Origin of the sequence: Micromonospora sp. NPDC005203 (assembly GCF_042872705.1) — a bacterium.
Lineage (GTDB): Bacteria > Actinomycetota > Actinomycetes > Mycobacteriales > Micromonosporaceae > Micromonospora.
Window position 1 is genome coordinate 310,045 of record NZ_JBIAKV010000002.1, and the last position, 19,093, is coordinate 329,137.

The 19,093-nt window shown below is 70.9% G+C and carries 22 protein-coding genes; 9 read left to right on the top strand and 13 right to left on the bottom strand.

The annotated features are described in order from the left end of the window. Positions 1-9 precede the first annotated feature (9 nt). Positions 10-978 (bottom strand): Gfo/Idh/MocA family protein, encoded by a 969-nt coding sequence (locus ACFYPM_RS06645; protein ID WP_387191951.1) that lies wholly within the window; start codon positions 976-978, stop codon positions 10-12. Between the two features lie 265 nt (positions 979-1,243). Here ACFYPM_RS06645 and ACFYPM_RS06650 point away from each other — a divergent pair, with 265 nt between their 5' ends. Beyond that, positions 1,244-2,077, top strand: coding sequence for an NUDIX hydrolase (locus ACFYPM_RS06650; RefSeq protein WP_387191953.1), 834 nt, complete (start codon positions 1,244-1,246; stop codon positions 2,075-2,077). 135 nt (positions 2,078-2,212) lie between these two features. Here ACFYPM_RS06650 and pstB read toward each other — a convergent pair whose 3' ends face one another. From pstB to ACFYPM_RS06685, 7 genes are all read right to left on the bottom strand, one after another. After that, a complete protein-coding gene (gene pstB / locus ACFYPM_RS06655) occupies positions 2,213-2,989 on the bottom strand; it encodes a phosphate ABC transporter ATP-binding protein PstB (RefSeq protein WP_387191955.1) in 777 nt (258 codons plus the stop codon). 17 nt (positions 2,990-3,006) lie between these two features. After that, positions 3,007-4,095, bottom strand: coding sequence for a phosphate ABC transporter permease PstA (gene pstA, locus ACFYPM_RS06660; RefSeq protein ID WP_387191957.1), 1,089 nt, complete (start codon positions 4,093-4,095; stop codon positions 3,007-3,009). Then, positions 4,092-5,183 carry a phosphate ABC transporter permease subunit PstC gene (gene pstC, locus ACFYPM_RS06665; protein WP_387191959.1) on the bottom strand — a complete coding sequence of 364 codons (1,092 nt, stop codon included), beginning with the start codon at positions 5,181-5,183 and terminating at the stop codon, positions 4,092-4,094. The genes pstA and pstC overlap by 4 nt, the downstream gene beginning before the upstream one ends. Positions 5,184-5,221: 38 nt before the next feature. After that, positions 5,222-6,328, bottom strand: a complete 1,107-nt coding sequence (pstS, locus tag ACFYPM_RS06670; protein WP_357370521.1) for a phosphate ABC transporter substrate-binding protein PstS — start codon at positions 6,326-6,328, stop codon at positions 5,222-5,224. Positions 6,329-6,621: 293 nt separating this feature from the next. After that, positions 6,622-7,548: a mycothiol synthase gene (gene mshD / locus ACFYPM_RS06675; protein WP_387191961.1), complete on the bottom strand. Its 927-nt coding sequence runs from the start codon at positions 7,546-7,548 to the stop codon at positions 6,622-6,624. 139 nt (positions 7,549-7,687) lie between these two features. After that, entirely contained in the window at positions 7,688-8,551 is an 864-nt protein-coding gene (locus ACFYPM_RS06680; protein WP_387191963.1) for a polysaccharide deacetylase family protein, read from the bottom strand. Positions 8,552-8,705: 154 nt separating this feature from the next. Then, a complete protein-coding gene (locus tag ACFYPM_RS06685) occupies positions 8,706-9,425 on the bottom strand; it encodes a winged-helix domain-containing protein (protein WP_387191965.1) in 720 nt (239 codons plus the stop codon). Between the two features lie 242 nt (positions 9,426-9,667). Here ACFYPM_RS06685 and ACFYPM_RS06690 point away from each other — a divergent pair, with 242 nt between their 5' ends. The 5 genes from ACFYPM_RS06690 to ACFYPM_RS06710 all read left to right on the top strand — a co-directional run bounded on the left by ACFYPM_RS06690 (position 9,668) and on the right by ACFYPM_RS06710 (position 13,170). Continuing rightward, on the top strand, positions 9,668-10,729 hold the full coding sequence (locus tag ACFYPM_RS06690) for a hypothetical protein (protein ID WP_387191967.1): 1,062 nt from the start codon (positions 9,668-9,670) through the stop codon (positions 10,727-10,729). Positions 10,730-10,833: 104 nt separating this feature from the next. After that, positions 10,834-11,622: a DUF2993 domain-containing protein gene (locus ACFYPM_RS06695; RefSeq protein ID WP_387191969.1), complete on the top strand. Its 789-nt coding sequence runs from the start codon at positions 10,834-10,836 to the stop codon at positions 11,620-11,622. 92 nt (positions 11,623-11,714) lie between these two features. Continuing rightward, positions 11,715-11,792 (top strand): Ms5788A family Cys-rich leader peptide, encoded by a 78-nt coding sequence (locus tag ACFYPM_RS06700; RefSeq protein ID WP_310503780.1) that lies wholly within the window; start codon positions 11,715-11,717, stop codon positions 11,790-11,792. A 206-nt stretch (positions 11,793-11,998) separates the two neighbouring features. Continuing rightward, entirely contained in the window at positions 11,999-12,847 is an 849-nt protein-coding gene (locus tag ACFYPM_RS06705) for a sulfurtransferase (protein ID WP_357253771.1), read from the top strand. A gap of 2 nt (positions 12,848-12,849) precedes the next feature. Further along, complete coding sequence (locus tag ACFYPM_RS06710; RefSeq protein ID WP_110563260.1) at positions 12,850-13,170, top strand: DUF1416 domain-containing protein; 321 nt, start codon at positions 12,850-12,852, stop codon at positions 13,168-13,170. 69 nt (positions 13,171-13,239) lie between these two features. On the opposite strand, the gene ACFYPM_RS06715 is transcribed toward ACFYPM_RS06710, so the two are convergent. Further along, positions 13,240-13,989 (bottom strand): hypothetical protein, encoded by a 750-nt coding sequence (locus tag ACFYPM_RS06715; RefSeq protein ID WP_387191971.1) that lies wholly within the window; start codon positions 13,987-13,989, stop codon positions 13,240-13,242. Continuing rightward, on the bottom strand, positions 13,979-14,164 hold the full coding sequence (locus tag ACFYPM_RS06720) for a hypothetical protein (protein WP_387191973.1): 186 nt from the start codon (positions 14,162-14,164) through the stop codon (positions 13,979-13,981). The genes ACFYPM_RS06715 and ACFYPM_RS06720 overlap by 11 nt, the downstream gene beginning before the upstream one ends. 340 nt (positions 14,165-14,504) lie before the next feature. On the opposite strand from ACFYPM_RS06720, the gene ACFYPM_RS06725 reads away from it, so the two are divergent. Next, positions 14,505-14,990 carry a winged helix-turn-helix domain-containing protein gene (locus ACFYPM_RS06725; protein ID WP_387193367.1) on the top strand — a complete coding sequence of 162 codons (486 nt, stop codon included), beginning with the start codon at positions 14,505-14,507 and terminating at the stop codon, positions 14,988-14,990. 59 nt (positions 14,991-15,049) lie between these two features. Next, entirely contained in the window at positions 15,050-15,913 is an 864-nt protein-coding gene (locus ACFYPM_RS06730; RefSeq protein WP_387191975.1) for a hypothetical protein, read from the top strand. Between the two features lie 18 nt (positions 15,914-15,931). Here the strand turns inward: ACFYPM_RS06730 and ACFYPM_RS06735 are convergent, their stop codons facing one another. From ACFYPM_RS06735 to ACFYPM_RS06745, 3 genes are all read right to left on the bottom strand, one after another. Continuing rightward, the gene (locus ACFYPM_RS06735) at positions 15,932-17,986 is read right to left on the bottom strand and encodes a glycogen debranching N-terminal domain-containing protein (protein WP_387191977.1); all 2,055 of its coding nucleotides are present in this window, start codon (positions 17,984-17,986) and stop codon (positions 15,932-15,934) included. After that, positions 17,983-18,363 carry an SCP2 sterol-binding domain-containing protein gene (locus ACFYPM_RS06740; protein WP_387191979.1) on the bottom strand — a complete coding sequence of 127 codons (381 nt, stop codon included), beginning with the start codon at positions 18,361-18,363 and terminating at the stop codon, positions 17,983-17,985. Before ACFYPM_RS06740 ends, ACFYPM_RS06735 begins: the two co-directional genes overlap by 4 nt. A 78-nt stretch (positions 18,364-18,441) precedes the next feature. Next, complete coding sequence (locus tag ACFYPM_RS06745; RefSeq protein WP_030490116.1) at positions 18,442-18,816, bottom strand: DsrE family protein; 375 nt, start codon at positions 18,814-18,816, stop codon at positions 18,442-18,444. A gap of 12 nt (positions 18,817-18,828) precedes the next feature. On the opposite strand from ACFYPM_RS06745, the gene mtfM reads away from it, so the two are divergent. Then, on the top strand, positions 18,829-18,933 hold the full coding sequence (gene mtfM / locus ACFYPM_RS06750) for a small membrane protein MtfM (protein WP_030327764.1): 105 nt from the start codon (positions 18,829-18,831) through the stop codon (positions 18,931-18,933). The last annotated feature ends 160 nt before the right edge of the window (positions 18,934-19,093 follow it).

Consider the following 19,093-nt stretch of genomic DNA (forward strand, 5'->3'; position numbering starts at 1 on the left):
CCGTTCGGGTCACTCGTACCGCACGCCGATCTGCTCGCGGACCGTGTCCAGCAGCGCCATCACCTCAAGGGTCGTGGAATGCGGCACCACCGGGCTCTCGGTCAGCCCGGCGGCCAGGCAGCGCTGCACCTCGATCGCCTCGTACTGGTAGCCGTTGCCGGCCCCGTCGGCGACGATCGTCTCCGGCTCCGCGCCGGCCCGGTGCAGGACCACGGAACCCGGCCGGAAGAACGGCTCCGGCAGGTCGATCCGCCCGGTGGTGCCCGTGATCGAGGCGGTCTGCCCGCTCAACCCGACCATGCCGCAGCTCAGCGTTGCCAGCGCTCCGCTGTCGTAGCCGAACAGCATGCCGGTGTTCTCGTCCGTCCCCTCCGGGCCGAGCTGCGCCCAGGACCGGATGTGCTGCGGCACGCCGAGCAGCAGGTGGGCCAGGCTGATCGGGTAGATCCCCAGGTCGAGCAGAGCGCCCCCGCCCAGCGCCGCGTTGCGCATCCGGTGCTCCGGCGGGAACGGCCCGGCCACCCCGAAATCGGCCCGGACGCCGGTCACCGTGCCGATCGCCCCGTCCGCGATCAGGTCGACCACGCGCAGGATCAGCGGATTCAGCCGCATCCACATGGCCTCCATCAGGAAGACCCCGGCGGCGCGGGCGGTGTCGATCAACTCGGTGCTGGTGGCCAGGTCGAGGGTGAACGGCTTCTCCAACAGCACCGCGCGGCCGGCGGTCAGGCAGGTCATCGCCGCCTCGTGGTGCGCGGAGTGCGGGGTCGCCACATAGATCGCGTCCACCTCCGGGTCGGCGGCCAACTCCACCCAGGAGCCGTAGGCGCGCTTCGCGCCGTACGTGTCGGCGAACCGCCGCGCGCTCTCGACGGCGCGGGAGCCGACCGCGACCAGCTCGGCGTCCGGCACCAGCCGGAGGTCTTCGGCGAAACGGCTGGCGATGTGGCCGGTGGCCAGGATGCCCCAACGAGTCATGCAGGGCACGCTAGCCGAGCCAGGTGAACCGCCCACCGCCCGGCCGCCGGCCAGTTCATCCGGCGGGACCCCGTGCGCTCCTGGCCGCTGCGCAACGTCCGCCGAACCCCGCGTCCCGCCGACCGACCACCCGTACCCACGCCCTTTGCTCTGCTTCAACCGACGCAACAGGGAGCGGACATCCTTGGTGCCTGGATTGAAGCAGAGCAAAGGAGGCGATGCCGGCGAGCCAGCGCCAGCTGGTCGGGGAACTAGGCTCGCGGGCATGACGATCGACAGTGACGGCTTCGCCGCCCCGGCCGCCCTGGTCGAGCACGCCCGCCGGTTCCAGGCCGAGGGCGGCACCCCGGCGACGCCGCGGGTCGCCGCCACCGTGCTGCTGCTGCGTCCGACCGACGTCGACTTCGAGGTGTACGTCATCCGCCGGGTCGCCGCGATGACCTTCGGCGGGATGTATGCCTTCCCCGGCGGTGGGGTGGACCGCTCCGACTCCGCTGCACACCTGGACTGGGCCGGTCCGGCACCCATCGAGTGGGCCGGGCGGCTCGGGGTGACCCCGGAAGCCGCCCAGGCCGTGGTCTGTTCCGCCGCCCGGGAGGTCTTCGAGGAGGCGGGCGTGCTGCTTGCCGGCCCGGACCCGGCGACCGTGGTGGGCGACGTCAGCGGGGACGACTGGGAGGCCGCCCGGCAGGACCTGGAGGGGCGCCGGCTGGGCTTCGCCGAGCTGCTCGCCAACCGGCAGCTCACCCTGCGGTCGGACCTGCTGCTGCCGTGGAGCCGGTGGATCACCCCGGAGTTCGAGCCGCGTCGCTTCGACACGTACTTCTTCGTGGCCCTGCTGCCGGCGGGCCAGCGGACCCGCGACGTCTCCGGCGAGGCCGACCGCACCCTGTGGATACGCCCGGCGGACGCGCTGGCCCGCGCGCAGGCCGGCGAGCTGACCATGCTGCCACCGACTCTGGTCACGCTGGCCCAGGTGGCGGCGGCCGGTGACCTGGCCGGGGTGGCGCGAGCGGCGGCCGATCGGGACGCCGCCAGCCCGGTCAGCCCGCGCCTGGACCTGCCCCCGGACGGCGCACCCCGCTTCGTCCTGGGCTGACCGGGAGTTGCCGCGCTGCCCGCTGGGCTCGCTCCTACCGAAAGATCGCGCTCGAACATGGAAGTAGTGGCCTCCGTTGCACGGTGAGGCCCCTACATCCCTGATCGAGCGCGATCCTGGGTAGGGGTATGCGGCTCAGCCGAAGCGGCCGGTGATGTAGTCCTCGGTCTTCTTCACGCTGGGGTTGCTGAAGATCTTCTGAGTGTTGTCGTACTCGATCAGCCGGCCCGGGTCGCCGGTCTTCTCGATCGAGAAGAAGGCGGTCCGGTCCGACACCCGCGCGGCCTGCTGCATGTTGTGCGTCACGATGATGATCGTGAACTTGTCCTTGAGCTGGAACATCAGGTCCTCGATCGCCAGGGTGGAGATCGGGTCCAGCGCCGAGCACGGCTCGTCCATCAGGACGACCTGCGGCTCGACCGCGATGGTCCGGGCGATGCAGAGCCGCTGCTGCTGACCGCCGGAGAGGCCCGCGCCGGGCTTGCCCAGCCGGTCCTTGACCTCGTCCCACAGGTTCGCCGAGCGCAGCGCCCGCTCGGCCGCGTCCTCCAGGATCGACTTCTTGCGGACCCCGTTGAGCTTCAGCCCGGCCACCACGTTCTCGAAGATGCTCATGGTGGGGAAGGGGTTCGGCCGCTGGAATACCATGCCGATCGTGCGCCGGACCGCGGTGACGTCCACGTCCCGGTCGTAGATGTCCTGGTCGTCGATGGTCAGGCTGCCCTCGACCCGGGCGCCGGGCAGCACCTCGTGCATCCGGTTGATCGACCGCAGGAACGTGGACTTGCCGCAACCGGACGGCCCGATCAGGGCGGTGACGGTCTTCGGCTCGACGGTCAGGTTGATGTTCTCGATCGCCTTGAAGCCGCCGTAGTACGCGGTGACGTTCGAGGCGGAGACGCGCTTGGCCATGGTGGTACCTCCGGGGTTCATCGGCTGAGCCGGTTGCGACGGGCCAGCAGCTTCGCCGCGATCGTCAGGATGAGCACGAGGGCGACCAGGGTGAGTGCCGCGGTCCACGCCCGTGCCGGTGCGTACTTCGACGCGTCACCGGCCTGCTGGTAGACGAAGAGGGACAGCGACGACTGGCTGTTCTCGAAGGGGTTCGTGTTGATCGCGGCGCCGCCGCCGGCGACCAGCAGCACCGGTGCGGTCTCGCCGGCCGCGCGGGCGATGGCGAGCATGACGCCGGTGACGATGCCGGGCAGTGCCGTCGGCACCACCACCCGCAGGATGGTCTTCCACTTGGGTACGCCGAGCGCGTACGCGCCCTCGCGCAGTGGCGCCGGGACGAGGCGGAGCATCTCCTCGGTGGACCGGACGATGGTGGGCAGCATGAGCACGCTCAGCGCGAGCGCGGCGGCGAAGCCGGAGAAGCTGGGCCGGCCGTCGTTGAACCACGGCGACACGACAAGCACCCAGAACGCCAGGACGAAGAGGCCGGAGACGATCGACGGGATGCCGGTCATCACGTCCACGAAGAACCGGATCGCGAAGGCGAACTTGCCCCGGCCGTACTCGACGATGTAGATGGCGCAGAGAACGCCGAGCGGAACGGTGATCAGGGTGGCGATGCCGACCTGCTCCAGCGTGCCGACGATCGCGTGGTACGCGCCGCCGTTGGCGTCCCGGGCCCCGATGTTGTTCATCGAGGTCTGGAAGAAGTTGCCGTCCAGCCGCTCGGTGCCCTTGCTGACCAGTGTCCAGACCACCGACACCAGCGGCAGCACCGCCAACACGAACGCGGAGTGGATCAGCGCACTCCAGGTGCGGTTGCGGGCCGACCGGCGCCCCTCGACCGCGTTGGCCGCGCCGAAGAGCCCGACCAGGTAGAGCACCGCGCCGAGGACGACCACGAGGACCGGGCCGCCGATGTCGGTGCCGTAGACGAGTACGGCGGAGAGCGCCAGGGCCGCCACAGCGATGGCCGGGGCGGCGTACCAGGGCAGCCGCCTGGCCCGCAGCGAGTCGGGCTGGGCCGGTGGCCGGGTGCGGTGGGAGGTGACGGTTGTGGTCATGCGGCCGACTCCGTGAACTCCCGGCGGCGGTAGATGATCGCCCGCGCCGTGATGTTGACGATCAGCGTGATGGCGAACAGCACCAGGCCGGAGGCGATCAACGCGCCCCGGCCGGTCTCGTTCGCCTCGCCGAACGCGTTGGCGATGTTGGCGGCGATGGTGTTGCCGCCGTTCTGGATCAGGTTGAACGAGATGTTGAAGGTGATGCCGAGGGTCAGCGCCAGGGCGATGGTCTCGCCAAGCGCCCGGCCGAGGCCGAGCATCATCGCGGCGATGATGCCGGGGCGGCCGTACGGGAGCACCGCGGTGCGGAGCATCTCCCAGCGGGTGGCGCCCAGGGCGAGGGCGGCCTCCTCGTTCGCGGTCGGCGTCTGGAGGAACACCTCGCGGGAGAGCGAGGTGATGATCGGCAGCACCATGATCGCGAGCACCAGGGCGCCCAGCATGACGGACGCCCCGAAGGGGCCGTCACCGCCGAAGAGCGGGATCCAGCCGAAGTGCTGGTTCAGCCAGAGCGAGAAGTCCCGCACCGGGCTGCTGAAGACGTCCCGTCCCCACAGACCGAAGACCACGCTCGGAACGGCGGCCAGCAGGTCGACCAGGAAGCCGAGCGCGGTGCCCAACCGGCGCGGCGCGTAGTGCGAGAGGTAGAGCGCGATACCGAGCGCCACCGGCACCGCGATGAGCAGTGCGAGCGCCGAGCTGAGCACGGTGCCGAAGGCGAGCGCGCCGATGCCGAACTTCGGCTGGGTTTCGTTGGGGGACCAGCCCTCGTAGGACCAGAAGTTCTCGGTGTTGGCGCGTAGGGCCGGCACCGCCTTGGCGACCAGGAAGATCGCGATGGCGGCGATGATGACCAGAACGGCGGTGCCGGCGGCCAGGGTGAGACCGCGGAAGGCCCGCTCGGCGCCGAACTTACGGCTGCGCGGCAGCGCGCCGCCGCCGCCCAGCCCGGTGCCGCCCGGGGAACGGGTGCTGACTGGTGCCTCGGCCACACGCGCCGAGGCACCGGCGGACCACTCGTGACTCTGGGTCACGCGCGTCCCACCGGTGCCGGCGTCGGCCGAGCGGTGAGGGGTTTCACCCATCTGCTCGCTCGATTCGGTTGCGGAGGTGTGGAATCGGGTCAGGAGAGGTTCTTGACCGCGGTCTCGACCTTGGTGCGGACCGTCTCCGGCAGCGGGGCGTAGCCCAGCTCGGTGAGAGAGGCCTGGCCCTCGGCGCTGGCGGCGTGGCCCAGCAGGCCCTTGACCAGCTTCAACTTGTCGGCCGCGAGGCCCTTGCTGCAGACGATCTCGTACGTCGCCAGGACGATCGGGTAGGCCCCGGCCTCCTTGGTGTTGTAGTCGATCTTCAGCTTGAGGTCGTCGCCCTGGCCCTCGATGCCAGCGCCGGCGATGGTCTTGCCGGCCGCCTCGGCGGTCAGCGCTGCGAACTCGCCGTTGCCGTTGCCGATCTTCGACATCTTCAGACCGGCGTTGTCGGCGAACGACCACTCCATGTAGCCGATGGAGCCGTCGGCAGCCTTGACCTTGCTGGCCACGCCGTCCGAGCCCTTGGCACCGGTGCCGCCCGGGGCCTTCCACGCCTTGGCGTTGCCCAGGGTCCAGTCGCTCTCAGCGGTCTTCGAGAGGTACTTGGTGAAGTTGTCGGTGGTGCCCGACTCGTCCGACCGGTGGATGGTCTGGATCGTGGTCGCCGGGAGCTTGGCCTCCGGGTTGTCGGCCTTGATCGTGGCGTCGTCCCACTTGGTGACCTTGCCGGCGAAGATCTTCGCCAGGGTGGCCGGCTTGAGCTGGAGGTTGTCCACACCGCTGACGTTGTAGGCGACGGCCACCGGGCCGATCACCATCGGCAGGTGGATGGCCTTGCCACCGACGCACTTGGCGTCCGCCTGCGGCTGCTCCTCCGGCTTGAGCGCGGAGTCCGAACCGGCGAAGTCGGCGGTCCCGGCGATGAACGCCTGGATGCCGGCGCCCGAGCCGGAAGCCTCGTAGTTGATCGTGGTGCCCTGGCACTTCTGCTGGTACGCCTTGATCCACTCGGCCATGGCGTTCTTCTGCGCCGACGAGCCCTGGGCGTTAAGCGTGCCGGTAGCGCAGTCGACCGCGGCGGCCGAGCCCGAAGCGTTCGCGCCGGAGGCGGGCTCGTTGTTGTCCGAGCCGCATGCACTGAGGCCGAGCGTCGCGGCAAGAGCGAGGCAGGCAATAGTGCCGTACCGCTGGAGCTTCACCTGAGGGGGTTCCCTTCGCGTCTGACTTGGCGCCCCGATCCCGGGGCCCGAGGACCGGCGATGACCGGCTGACACGAAAGTTAGAAGTGCGAGGTAGCCGGTTCGCCGGTCGCAAGTGAACGCGAGGTGAACACGTACGGCCGCCGAGATGACCGCTTGCTGAGGGCGAGTTGTCCGTTAAGTGAACCCGGATGCACCTGTCATAAAGTATGGGCATATTTCCGGTTCGTCGTTATGCTGCCGACGCCCGGCCGTTACCCACCGGTGACCCGCCCACCGCGACGGTCGGGCGGTCAGCCCAGGTGATAGTTGATGTGTGCGGACCAGCGGGCGAAGCCCAGCCGCTCGTAGAGCGCGACGGCCCCGGCGTTCGACTCGTCCACGTAGAGCATCACCCGGTCCAGGCCCCGCTTGTCCCGCAGGTACGCCAGCCCGGCGGTGGTCAGGGCCCGGCCGAGCCCGCCGCCGTGCGCGGTCGGCTCCACGCCCAGCACGTACACCTCGCCGATCCGGGCCGACCCCGGGCGTTCGTGCACCTTGGTCCAGTGGAAGCCGAGCAGTCGACCGGTGGCGGTCTCCTCGGCGAGCAGGAAGCCGGCCGGGTCGAACCACGGCTCGCCGAGGCGGACGCGCAGGTCGTCCGAGGTCCACCGCCCCTGCTCGGGGTGCTCGGCGAAAGCGTGTGAGTTGAGGATCAGCCAGGCCGCGTCGTCTGCCCCGGGCCGGAACGCGCGCAGCGCCACCCCGTCGGGCAGGCGCGGCTCACCCAGCGGAACGGCCAGGGGGCGGCGCAACTGCCAGAGCACCCGCGCCCGGGTGAACCCGAGGTCGACGCCGAGCGCCGCGGCCGACGGGTGGTCGCCGTGCGCCCACGCCCGCAGCGGCCCGGTGGCCGAGGCGAGTACCCCCCGGGCCAGCGCGCGACCGGTGCCCCGGCGTCGGTAGGCGGGGTGCACCACCAGCTCGACCCCGATCCCGCCGACCGGGTCGGTGGTGTCCAGGTGCGCGTACCCGGTGAGGGTGCCGTCGTCGGCGCGGGCGATCAGGTGCAGGGCCGGGGCGTCCGGGTCACGGAGGCGGAGCAGGACGTGCTCGTCCAGCGGGTCGGCGCCGTCGGTGTCGCCGGCGGCGCTGGCGAGGGCCAGTATCTCGCCGATCTCCGCCGGCGCCAGTCGGTCGGTCCGGGTCACCTGGTCGCTGGTCGGCTCCGCGCTGCTCATTCCGCCACCGTATCCGCTGCGTGTCCGGACGAATCTCCAACGCGACGGGTCGTCGTCTGGGAGCGCCGCAGGCCGGCCAGGGGCGGGACCGCTCGCGGTCGCTCACGGCCAGCATCGGCGCGGACCCGGACGCCGCGCCTCACGTCGGGTCGGTGGGCAGCGCCTCCAGCTCGAACCTCGCGGTCAGGTCGGGCAGGATCCGGCGCAGCGCGTCCACGGTGCCCTGCCGGTTCCCGCCGGCGTCGTGCAGTAGTACCACCGAGCCCGGTTCGGCCTGCGTCAACACGGTCGCGGTGATCTTGCCGGCGCCAGGCAGTTCCCAGTCCGACGGGTCCACCGACCAGTGCAGCGGGGTCATGCCGAGTTGCCGAGCCACCGACACCACGGGGTACGTCCACGCGCCGCCCGGCTGGCGGTACCAGACGATCGGAGCGTTCGGCACCGCTGCCCGGATCGCCGCATTGGTGCGCAGCAGGTCGGCGCGGATCGCGTCGGCCGAGCGGGCACCCAGGCCGACGTCGTGGTGCCACGAGTGGTTGCACAGGGTGTGCCCCTCGTTGACGATCGCCTGGATCAGGTCGGGGTGGTTCTGCGCGTTCTCGCCGACCACGCAGAACGTGGCGTGCACGTCGTACTCGCGCAGGAGGGCGAGCACCTGTGGGGTGTAGCGCGGATCGGGGCCGTCGTCGAAGGTCAGCGCGAGACGTGGGGAGCCGGAGGTGGCGTGCGCGCCGAACAGGTTGTCGGTGCCCGCGCCCGGTGCCGACCCGTCCTGGCCGGTCTCGGCGGGGCCGGTGCTGGCGCTCGGGGTGCCGCTGGGCTCGCTGCCGCCGGGCTGGTCGGCGTAGTGCGGCCCGTCGGCACGTGTCGTGGCCCCGGTGGAGAGCCCCGGAACCTGGTCGGGCACGAGACTGCGGCCCAGCGCGTACGCCGAGCCGAGCAGTGCCGCCACCACCACCGTCACGATCCCGGCCGCCCTCGCGGTCGAGTTGCCCCGCGTCACGGCCTGTGCCCGCCTGGCCGGTCACGCCGGCCCGTCGCCCCCGTGGTCAGTGCGCGCACAGCCGCCCCCTTCTCCGACAAACCCGGCAGTCAGAATAGGACTGCCAAGCTGCGCAAAAAGGGCATATGGGAAATCGCTCGGAGCGACTCGCGGATCAGACCGGCAGTGGCGCGTGCTCCGCCTCGGCAAGCGAACGCGACGGCGGAACGACGAACTTGTAGCCGACCTGGCGAACGGTGCCGATCATCGACTCGTACTCCGAGCCGAGCTTGGCTCGCAGCCGCCGGACGTGCACGTCCACCGTGCGGGTGCCGCCGAAGTAGTCGTAGCCCCAGACCTCACGCAGGAGCTGGTCCCTGGTGAACACCCGACCCGGGTGCTGGGCCAGGAACTTCAACAGTTCGAACTCCTTGTAGGTGAGGTCCAGCGGCCGACCCTTGAGCTTGGCGGCGTACGTGTCCGGGTCGATGTTCAGCTCGCCGGCCCGGATCGAGCCGCCCGCGCCAGCCGTCGCGTTGCTCAGCCGGCCCACCGCCAGCCGCAACCGGGCCTCGACCTCGGCGGGGCCGGCCGAGGCGAGGATGACGTCGTCGACGCCCCAGTCCGCGTTCAGCGCGATCAGGCCGGCCTCGGTCACCACCGCGACGAGCGGCACGCCGAGCCCGGTGGCGTGCAACATGCGGCACGTCGCGCGGGCCTCGCTCAACTCCGATCGGGCGTCCACCATCACCGCGTCCGGGCTGGGGCCCGCGACCAGGGTGCGAACATCGCGCGGCGCGGTGCGAACCGAATGCGGCAGCAGGTCGAGTGCCGGCAGCACAGCCGACGGTTCGCCTGCGCGCGCAGTCACCAGCAGCAGGATCTCCACGATCACCTCCGTCCCGGCGGCGCACGGCCGCACGCGACCAGACACACTCACGGGGGAGCGCGCTGAGAAATTGCGTGGTCCCGGCGTCGCTGACGGGCGGGGTAACGGGTTGAGCGTAACCGATCGCCTTGGCCGCGCCGTCAGGCCATTTCCCGTTTGTCTAGCTTGCCCCTGATCGTGGCCCAGGTTTTAACGTTGCTGAAACCCGTGACCACCGCTTCGGGCCGCCGGTCTGGCACGATCGGGTCGTGTTTCCCTCCACGTCGCCCGAGGCCGGCCGCGAATCGTGGCCCGCCGGGCCCCACCCGGGTCCGGCCGCCACACCGACCCGCGACCAACCGCCCGCGCCGCGTACCGGCCCGGCCACCACCACCGACGGCGGTCGCCGCGAACGGGGTGGGCCTCGTCGGGCCCGGCGGGCCGGCGAGCCGGCCCGCCGATCCGAGGACGAGGTCGACGAGCCGGAGGAGGAGGTCGTACCCCCGGTCGAGGTACGCCGCCAGTTGGCGGTGACCATCGCCGGCTTCGCCGCGCTGCTCGGACTCGGTCTGGTGCTCGGCGCACAGACCTCGGGTCCCGGTCACCGCCTGCCGTTCGCCTTCATCATCTTCGGCGTCCAGTTGCTGTTCGTACTGGCCTGGACCATGGCCATGCGACCGCCCGCGCTGCTGGTCGTCGCCGGGATCAGCGCCGTGGTCGCGGCGCTCGTCGACATCGCCGCGGTGCAGACCGACGTCGCCGGACTGGCGCCGCTGGGTTACCTGGCGGCCGGCGGGTTCCTCGCCGCGGTTCTCGGCCAGTTGGTCCGTCGGGTCGACCGGGTCCGGGTCACCGACTCACTCGGCGCCACGCTGCTCATCGTGGTCGGGGTGGTGGCCTTCGGCACGCTGATCGTGCTCAGCCGGATCCCGGCCGGCACCCAGGCGATCACCGTCTGCCTGTCCGCCAGCGGCGTCGCGCTGACCGTCGCCCGGCTGACCGACGCCGTGCTGCCCTGGCCCCGACTGGCTCCGCAGGTGCCGCGGGGCGCCGCTGGCGTGGTGGCCGGCGCGATGGTCGGCACGCTCACCAGCGCACTCCTGGGGAGCTACCTGGTGGCACCCTTCACGCCGACCCGAGCCGCCGTGATCGGCCTGGTCGCGGCGGTCACCGCCGTCCTCTCCGATCTCGCCGTGGGGTACGCGGAGGCGGGGCGGCTGATGGCCGGCGAGACGCCCACGATGTGGGTGGCCCGGCACATGCAGGGTCCGCTCGGCGGCTTCGCCCTCGCGGCACCGGCCGCGTACGCCATGTGCATGCTCTTCCTCTGAGTCACGGTTGAGCGCGGAGCCGCTCGGGTACCAACGGGTGCGTCGGCCTGCGGCGTCGGCATGAACGACCCGTCGCGGCGCGACGGGCGGAGACAGGAGGCGGCGTGGCGCAGGACTATCCGGTGGACGAGGCGCGACCCCGACGGCGTGGCCGCAAGCTGCTCATCGGGCTGTTCGTGCTGCTCCTGCTGCTGGCCGGGTTGCTGGTCGTCGCCGACCGGGTGGCCGTCGGGGTCGCCGAGCGGATGATCGGCGAGCGCGTCCAGCAGGAGGTCGCCAAGCAGGGCGGGCAGGCCACCAAGCCGGACGTGGAGGTCGCTGGAGTCCCGTTCCTCACCCAGGTGCTCGACGGTCGCTACGAGCGGATCTCGATCAGACTGCGGGACGTGCAGGCCCCGGTCGAGGGTGACACCGTGCGGTTGCCGGTGCTCAACGTGGACGCTCGTAACGTGCGGGCCTCGGTGGACACCCTGCGCACCGGCCAGGGCGACGTCGTGGCGGACACCGTCAACGGCACCGGCACGATCAGCTACGAGAGTCTGACCGCGCTGCTGAAGCGCCCGGGGCTCGTCCTCGGCGAGCAGAACGGCAAGCTCGCCGTCACGGGCCCGGCCGACATCCTCGGTCAGAAGATCACGATCAGCGGCACCGCCGACGTCACCGTCGCCGACAACGGCGCGGTCGCCCTGCGGTTCAACGACCTGGACGCCGCGGGTCTGCCGAACCTGCCGCTGGCCCGCACCTTCCTGAACAACTTCGCCAAGAGCATCTCCATCGACGTGCCCCTGCCGGAGCTGCCGTTCCAACTCGCCGTCCGGGAGGTCCGTCCGCTGCCGGAAGGCTTGGCGGTCACCGCCGACGCGAAGAACGTGCCCATCAATTCCGTCAGCTGAGTGGCGACCCGGGTCGGACGACGGCCCGGGTCGTTCCCGGATGGTGGTCGGCCCAGTGGCAGCACGGTCACCGGCTGGTAGGCTCCCTGCTCATGGGGACCCACCTCACCAAACGGCGCGCGGTCGACCTGTGCCGCGTGGCCACCTGCCTGTGTCGCCCCGTCATCTGACGGCGGGGCTGTCTCCGGCCGCCTGACGGCGGCCATCGGCACAGGGTTCTCGCACCCTCCGGTGATCCCACCGAATGCCCGGCAGCGGCGCCGTCGCACGAACCCGTGATCCCGTCCTTCCGCTGGGTCCCGCGCGTGGTGCGACAGTTACACCCATCAATGCTCGCGCGTTGGCTCACCATCCATCCTCACCAGGGAGTGATTCGATGAGTCGCGACACCGCACTCGTTTCGGCCGAGTGGGCCGAGAAGAACCTCGACGCCCCGGGCGTCGTCTTCGTCGAGGTCGACGAGGACACCTCGGCTTACGACACCGGCCACATCGCCGGCGCCATCAAGATTGACTGGAAGACCGACCTGCAGGACCAGGTCCGCCGGGACTTCGTCAACAAGACGCAGTTCGAGGCGTTGCTCTCCGAGCGGGGCATCAGCAACGACGACACCGTCATCCTCTACGGCGGCAACAACAACTGGTTCGCCGCGTACGCCTACTGGTACTTCAAGCTCTACGGCCACGGCGACGTGAAGCTGCTCGACGGCGGTCGCAAGAAGTGGGAGCTGGATGCCCGCCCGCTGGTCACCGACTCGGTGACCCGCCCGGCGACGCAGTACGTCGCGCAGGAGCCGGACACCTCGATCCGGGCCTTCCGGGACGAGGTCGTGGCGGCGATCGGCACCAAGAACCTGGTCGACGTGCGCAGCCCCGACGAGTTCGCCGGCCGGCTGCTCGCCCCCGCCCACCTGCCCCAGGAGCAGGCGCAGCGGGGCGGTCACATCCCGACCGCGATCAGCGTCCCGTGGTCCAAGGCGGCCAACGAGGACGGCACCTTCCGGTCCGACGACGAGCTGCGCCGGATCTACGGCGACGCGGGCCTCGACGACGGCAGGGAGACCATCGCCTACTGCCGCATCGGTGAGCGCTCCTCGCACACCTGGTTCGTGCTCCAGGAGTTGCTGGGCCACCGCAACGTCAAGAACTACGACGGCTCCTGGACCGAGTACGGCTCGCTGGTCGGCGTGCCGGTCGCGCTCGGTGACGAACCCGGGGAGGCCTGATCATGACCCTCCCCATCGCCGCGGGTTGCGCCGCGCCCGACCAGGCCGCGCCGCTGCCGGCCAGCCTGGACCTGGAGAAGGAAACCGTCATCACCGGGATCGTCCGCTCCGCTGAGGACGAGCCGGTGCCGGGTGCGTACGTCCGGTTGCTCGACTCGACGGGCGAGTTCACCGCCGAGGTGGTGACCTCGGCGGCCGGCCAGTTCCGGTTCTTCGCCGCGCCGGGCTCCTGGACGCTGCGGGCCCTGTCCCGGCACGGCAACGGCGACACCGCCGTCACCGCCGGCCGGGGCGTCAACGAGGTTGGCGTCACCGTCGCCTGACCCACTGCTCCGATCGACCGGGGCCGGACACCCACGCGGGTGGCCGGCCCCGGTCGTTCGTCGGCAGGGTCAGTAAGCTCGCATCCTGCTCTGGTTGTCGGCGGGGGCTGAGTCGGGCGGAACCACCTTGTATTGGAGTTCCTCCAGCGCTCGAGCGGCGATGCCCGGAGCATCACGTACCGCGGCCAGTAACTGCAGCTTGCGCCACTCCTCCCGACCTTCCCCGACTGCGTCCCGCCATCCCTCGACGGTGTCGACGGAAAACTCCTCCACCACGGCCTGGAGGACGTCCTCCACACAAGGTCGAAAGCGGTGTCCGCCGAGCGGGAAGTGGAACTTGGCAAGCCGTGGGACCTCGTGCCTGCGCTTACGGGCTCTTGGGCGCCCGCTCGGCCCGTCCTGCATGACAAAGGCGAATTCGTCACGGTGGCCGTGTACGTGGAGGTGCGCGCATGGCACGCCGGATTGGAACTCGCGGACGTACTCGTAGCGAAACAACGGTGCCTTTTCGCCCTTGGGTGTGACATGGAGCCAGGAGGCGTCCGTCGCCAGGTGCCTGCCGCTCGAATCCATGCAGCAGTTGAACTTGATTAGCAGGTCAAGGCGGTGCTTGTTGTCGATGTACAGCGGAAACGTTCCGAAGTCGTCTCCCTCGACGATGCCCACCATGACGCGACCGCCGTTCCTGCCGGGCATCAGCAGCGCGGACAGGTGCTTGTCTGTCCTCACCACTCGTTGCACTCGGCTGGTGATGTCGTCGGCGAAGGCGCTGGCTCGGGCGATCAGGCCCGGAGAGACGGGAGTCCCGTCAGTCGTCATCGCCGAGCAGGTAGTCGATCGAGCGGACCATCTCGTAGACGCCGCGTTCGTCGGCGCGGAGCTCGAAGTTGCGCCCCAGGTCATACAGCGTCTCTTTGCTCATGTGGACGCGCTCCAGGAGCCGAGCTCGCCACTCGCGCAGCTCCTGCGGGGTCTTGACGATGGCGGTGCCCATTGCTGGTCCTCTCGCCGTCGACGACGTCGCTGTTGGCGTCACCCTAGTGCCTCCCTCCGACGACGCGGACCGCGTTGCGGATCCTCGCGTCACTAGTCCACTACCCACCGTCAATCGACGGCACCGGCTGTTGGGTCGCGTTGGTGTCGGTTTCACGACAGTGTGTGCGAGTGGTGCGGCCGGGCAAGCCGCGAGCGGGTGGACCTTGTGGTAGGCGGGAGAATTTCAGTGGCGCCAGGAGTGCGGATGGCCAATCAAATTCATTGGCGTACGTCACTATCTACTGGTGGAAATCACGGTTGGTGCGCAGGGTGGCGGCGAGTCCGGCGCGGAGGTTCCGATCGTCGTCTGCGTCAGCGCGGATGCCGGGGTGCTCGGTCGGGTGCTGCGCCGGCTCGACGGGGTCGGCTCGGTGGTGAACTGCGCCGACCTGACCCAGTTGCGGGCGCTGCTGTCCCCGTCGCCGGGTGGCTCGTCGTCGGTCGTCGGGCCGGTCGCCGCGCCCGCGACGCCGCAGGGACCCGTCCGCTGGGGTGAGCTGGTCGTCGACCCGACCGCACAACTGGTGACCTGGCGGGGCGACCCGCTGCCGCTCTCCCGCACCGAACGGGAACTGCTGGCCCGGCTCATCGGCCCGCCGCTGGTGGTGTGGAGTTACGAACAGCTCTGCGCCTCCGCGCTGGGTGGCGCCGACACCGCGGCGCTGCAGTCCACGATCAAGCGGCTCCGGCGCAGGTTACGAGGCCTGCCGGGCGGACCGCAGGTGCACGCGGTGCGCGGCGTCGGCTATCGACTCGACCCGCCGCCGCGGCTGAACGACCACTGACCGTACCGCCAACCGCCTCCGCCGCCGGGCCGGCGGCGGGCGCGTGACACCATGACCGGGTGAGCGGTGCTGTCCAGACGGGTCGGGCCTCTTCGGCCGGTCCCACCGTGCCGGCACCCGCCCGGCGACGGCGGCGCTGGCTGCTGGCCGCGACCGTGGTGTGGGCCGTGCTGCTGGCCGTGCTCACCACCATGTCGGTCCGCAGCGACCCGCCGACCGTTCGCGAGCAGCGTTCCCTCGACCAGGCCGGCCCGGTGGTCGACCGGGCGATAGGTGAGCTGGCGCGGGCCGCCGGTGCCGCCGGCCTGCTGGAGCTGAGCCCGCCGCGGATCGCTGCCGGCTGCCGGGTCACCCCGTTCGCGGAGGGGGCGAGGCTGCGACGCGAGATCGGCGTACTCGCGCCCGCCGGCACCGAGAGGGCCGTGTTGGACGGCATCGCCGATCGGCTGCCGGCGACCTGGCGGGCCGGCGTCGGCTCCGGGCTGGACGGCCCCGAGCTGTACGCCGACGCGGGTGAGTTCGTGGCCGTCGAGGGGCGGCCGACCGTGGACGGCCGAGTGCTGTTGCTCGTCGACACCGGTTGCCGGCCGGTCGGCTCCGGCTACCGACCAGCCCAGCCGACCGCCGCCGGTCCGGAAGCCGCCGCACTGACCGCCGCGCTGGCGGCCCTCGGCCGGCCCGGTGACACCGCGCCGGAGCTGGTCACCGCGCCCTGCCCGGGCGGCGGGTCGGCTCGCACCGCACGGTCCGCGGGCGGTCCCGGCCCGGCCGCGTCGCCGGCCGCCCTCGCCCCACTGGCCGACGCCGCCCCACTGCTGGACAACCCCCCGGTGTACGCGTACCGCACCGGCGCGGTCACGGTGCTCGCCGAGCTCGTCCCGGACGACACCCGGCTGGCCGCCACCGTCGGCTGTCCGAGCTGAACCGGGCAGGTCCTCGGGTCAGCCCTCACCCGGTGCATCCGGCTGTTCGCGGCTGCGCCCCAACGCGTCGACCAAGCCCCACCGGCCCGGGATGTCCAGCAGCTCGAGCCGGCCCATCCCCGGTGGCACGGCCGGGTCGATGATCAGGTGCTCGCCCTGCGGCTCGAGCCCCAGCATCACCCGCAGCAGCAGCAGTGGGGTGCCTGTCGACCAGGCCTGCGGGCTGCACGCCGTCGGGTACTCCACCGGGTAGTCGGTGAGATCCCGGTCGTAGCCGGCGAACGCCTCCGGGAGTCGCCCCTCGAAGTATCGGGAGGCCGCCAGCAACGTGTCGCAGAGCTTCCCCGCCTCGTCCCGGAAGCCGTACCGCCACAACCCCCAGGCGATGATCGAGTTGTCGAACGGCCAGACCGTGCCCACGTGGTAGCCGATCGGGTTGTACCGTCCCTCGTCCGCGGCGAGCGTGCGCACCCCCCAGCCGGAGAACAGCCGTGGCCCGAGCAGGTGCTCGACCACCTTGCCGGCACGGGACTCGTCCACGATTCCGCTCCACAGCAGGTGCCCGATGTTCGAGGTCAGCGCGTCCACCTGCCGGCCGTCGGCGTCCAGCGCGACCGCGTAGTACTCGCGGTCGGCGATCCAGAAGTCGCGGTCGAACCGCCGCTTGAGGTCGGCGGCCTCCCTCTCCAGTTGGTCGGCGAACTCCGGGTCGTTCCAGACGGTCCGGGCCAGCCGCGCGGCCCGGATCTTCGCGTCGTACGCGTACCCCTGTAGTTCGCAGGTGGCCCGGGGGAACCCGGGGAACTGGCCGTCGGCGTACGAGATGGCGTCCCAGGAGTCCTTCCAGCACTGGTTCTGTAGGCCGGTCTCCGGGTTGCGGGTCTGGTACCAGAGGTAGCCGGTGCCGAGCAGGTCGCCGTACGTGTCGATCCACTGCAACGCCGCGCGGACCTGCGGCTCCAGCCGGCGCACCAGTGCGGAGTCACCGGTCCAACGCTCGTACTCGTCGATCAGGATGATGAACAGTGGTGTCGAGTCGGCCGACCCGTAGTACGGCGAGTGCGGCTGCTCCTCGAAGCCGGCGGTCTCCCCGTACCGCAGTTCGTGCAGGATCTTGCCGGGCTCCTCGTCCCGGAAGTCGTCCACCCGGTGCCCCTGGAGTCCGGCCAGCATCAGGATGGTCGGTGGGACCAGCTCCGGCAGGAACGGCAGCACCTGTAGAGAGGTGATGATGCTGTCCCGGCCGAACAGGGTCATGAACCAGGGTAGTCCCGCGGCGATCAGCCGCACGCCCAGGGCGATCGACTCGTAGCGCAGGGCGGCCAGGTCGTTGAGGCTGCGCCGGTACGCCCCGGCCAGGGGTTCGCAGTCGCACCCGAGCTTCGGCGCCCGGTCGATCAGCTCCTGCTGCTCCGCCCGGATGACGTCCGCGCTGCGGCTGCCCCCGTACGGCAGGGTGGCCCGGATGTCCTCACCACGGGCTCCGTAGACGACGCTTGACACGTGCAGCCGGGTGGTCCACCTGCTGTTCTGGGCCACCCGGATCCGAAAGGTCATCCCGGTCGCATCGACCTGCGCCGGCGCACTGGTGCTGACCACCGTCTCCCGGTGGAACGCCTCCCGCCGGTAGGTCAGCCGCAGCTCGTTCTCGGCGACCGAGACGGTGGTCCGGCCCCGCTCTTCCCGCGAGTTCTTGATCTCGAACAGGTCGGCGAAGTCGGCCCCGATCTCGATCCGGACGGTGCACTCGACGTCCGCGCCGAGGTGGTTCAGCACGGTCAGCTCCTCCTCGAAGCTGCCCACGATCGCCCGGCTGCGGATCACCGATGCCTTCGCGTCCAGATAGTGCGTGGGTTCCCCGGGGGCGAGGAAGAACTTGGTGCGGTACGACTCGGCGTCGTCGACGGAGAGGGCGTGCAGCCGTTCGCCGTCCAGGGTGAGCACCCACGTGGACAGGAATCGGGTGTCGAAGGAGAACAGCCCGGTGGGGAAGTCGAAGGACGGTTCGATGTCCCCCCGCCGGTCGCTGACCAGGAAGGTGTTGCCGTCCAGGATGCTGACGAGTTCCTTCACGCCGGTCGTCCGGCTGTCCGGCGTGCCGTTTCCCGGGGGTCGCGGGTGCCGGGCGGGTCCGGGAAGAACCGGCGGAAGGCGAGGAAGAGCACCACGTCGCCGCTGAACGTGCTCTCGTTGCGGAGCACCGCCGCGACGCCCTGGGCCTCGCCGACGATCAGTCGGTCGAAGAGAGCGACGCTGCTGTACCAGATGGCGTCGGCCGGCCCGCGCCCGCGGCTGACCTGCACCGACCCGGGTCGCATCCGGACCAGCCAGTGCTCGGTCTGGTGGTCGTCGTCGAGGTCGATCTGCAGGGTTCCGTCGGCCAGGCCGCCCAGGATGTCGGGGGCGCGGGACGGCAGTGCTTCGAAGAACCTCTCCGTCGCCTCGGTCACATCCGAATCGTAGGCAGCTGCCCGGGTTGTCGGGCCAGTATCCGCACTCCGCTCGAATCGACGAACCGCGTGAAGCGGTCAGTAGACGAGCGCCTGTGCACCCTCCGCCATCGCCTCCTCGACGAAGACGGCGGCGCCCGCGATCCGGACCCCGGGCAGTACGTCGTCCGGGCCGATCTCACGTCGGGCCGCGCACTGGGTGCACGCGGTCACCCGGCCACTGGTCAGGATGACGTGCAGCAACTCGGCCAGCGGCGCGGAGTGCGGCAGCTCGAACTGCTGGGCGCGACCGGGCAGGGCGAACCAGGTCGACTCACCGGTCAGCCAGAGCGATACGTCCACGCCGGCCGCGACCGCCGTCGCGGCGACCGTGAATGCCTGTGCGCACCGCTCCGGGGCGTCCGCCCCAGCGGTGGCCTTGACGACGAGAGTGCGGGCCATGTGGCCCAGCATAGGATGGTCGGGATGGTTACCGAGATCGGGTTTGTCAGCCTGTTGGTCGCTGGCCTGGGCGGGCTTGCCGGCGGCCTGGTCTACCTTGCCGTACGGATTTCGAGAGGACGTTGGTGACGCTGGTGAGCGCGAGGAGTGAGCCGGGTCTGCGAGCCCCGCAGTCGCGAACGAAGGTGGCACTGTGAGCGCGAGGAGTGAGCCGGGTCTGCGAGCCCCGCAGTCGCGAACGAAGGTGGCACTGTGAGCGCGAGGAGTGAGCCGGGTCTGCGAGCCCCGC

Excerpts from the sequence above, each read along its gene's own strand:
- ACFYPM_RS06745 (WP_030490116.1), bottom strand. The coding sequence starts at position 18,816 with ATGCTGGGCCACATGGCCCGCACTCTCGTCGTCAAGGCCACCGCTGGG.
- ACFYPM_RS06650 (WP_387191953.1), top strand. The coding sequence starts at position 1,244 with ATGACGATCGACAGTGACGGCTTCGCCGCCCCGGCCGCCCTGGTCGAG.
- ACFYPM_RS06715 (WP_387191971.1), bottom strand. The coding sequence starts at position 13,989 with ATGACGACTGACGGGACTCCCGTCTCTCCGGGCCTGATCGCCCGAGCC.
- pstC (WP_387191959.1), bottom strand. The coding sequence starts at position 5,183 with ATGGGTGAAACCCCTCACCGCTCGGCCGACGCCGGCACCGGTGGGACG.
- pstB (WP_387191955.1), bottom strand. The coding sequence starts at position 2,989 with ATGGCCAAGCGCGTCTCCGCCTCGAACGTCACCGCGTACTACGGCGGC.
- ACFYPM_RS06705 (WP_357253771.1), top strand. The coding sequence starts at position 11,999 with ATGAGTCGCGACACCGCACTCGTTTCGGCCGAGTGGGCCGAGAAGAAC.
- ACFYPM_RS06700 (WP_310503780.1), top strand. The coding sequence starts at position 11,715 with ATGGGGACCCACCTCACCAAACGGCGCGCGGTCGACCTGTGCCGCGTG.
- mtfM (WP_030327764.1), top strand. The coding sequence starts at position 18,829 with ATGGTTACCGAGATCGGGTTTGTCAGCCTGTTGGTCGCTGGCCTGGGC.
- ACFYPM_RS06720 (WP_387191973.1), bottom strand. The coding sequence starts at position 14,164 with ATGGGCACCGCCATCGTCAAGACCCCGCAGGAGCTGCGCGAGTGGCGA.
- mshD (WP_387191961.1), bottom strand. The coding sequence starts at position 7,548 with ATGAGCAGCGCGGAGCCGACCAGCGACCAGGTGACCCGGACCGACCGA.
- ACFYPM_RS06645 (WP_387191951.1), bottom strand. The coding sequence starts at position 978 with ATGACTCGTTGGGGCATCCTGGCCACCGGCCACATCGCCAGCCGTTTC.
- ACFYPM_RS06710 (WP_110563260.1), top strand. The coding sequence starts at position 12,850 with ATGACCCTCCCCATCGCCGCGGGTTGCGCCGCGCCCGACCAGGCCGCG.
- pstA (WP_387191957.1), bottom strand. The coding sequence starts at position 4,095 with ATGACCACAACCGTCACCTCCCACCGCACCCGGCCACCGGCCCAGCCC.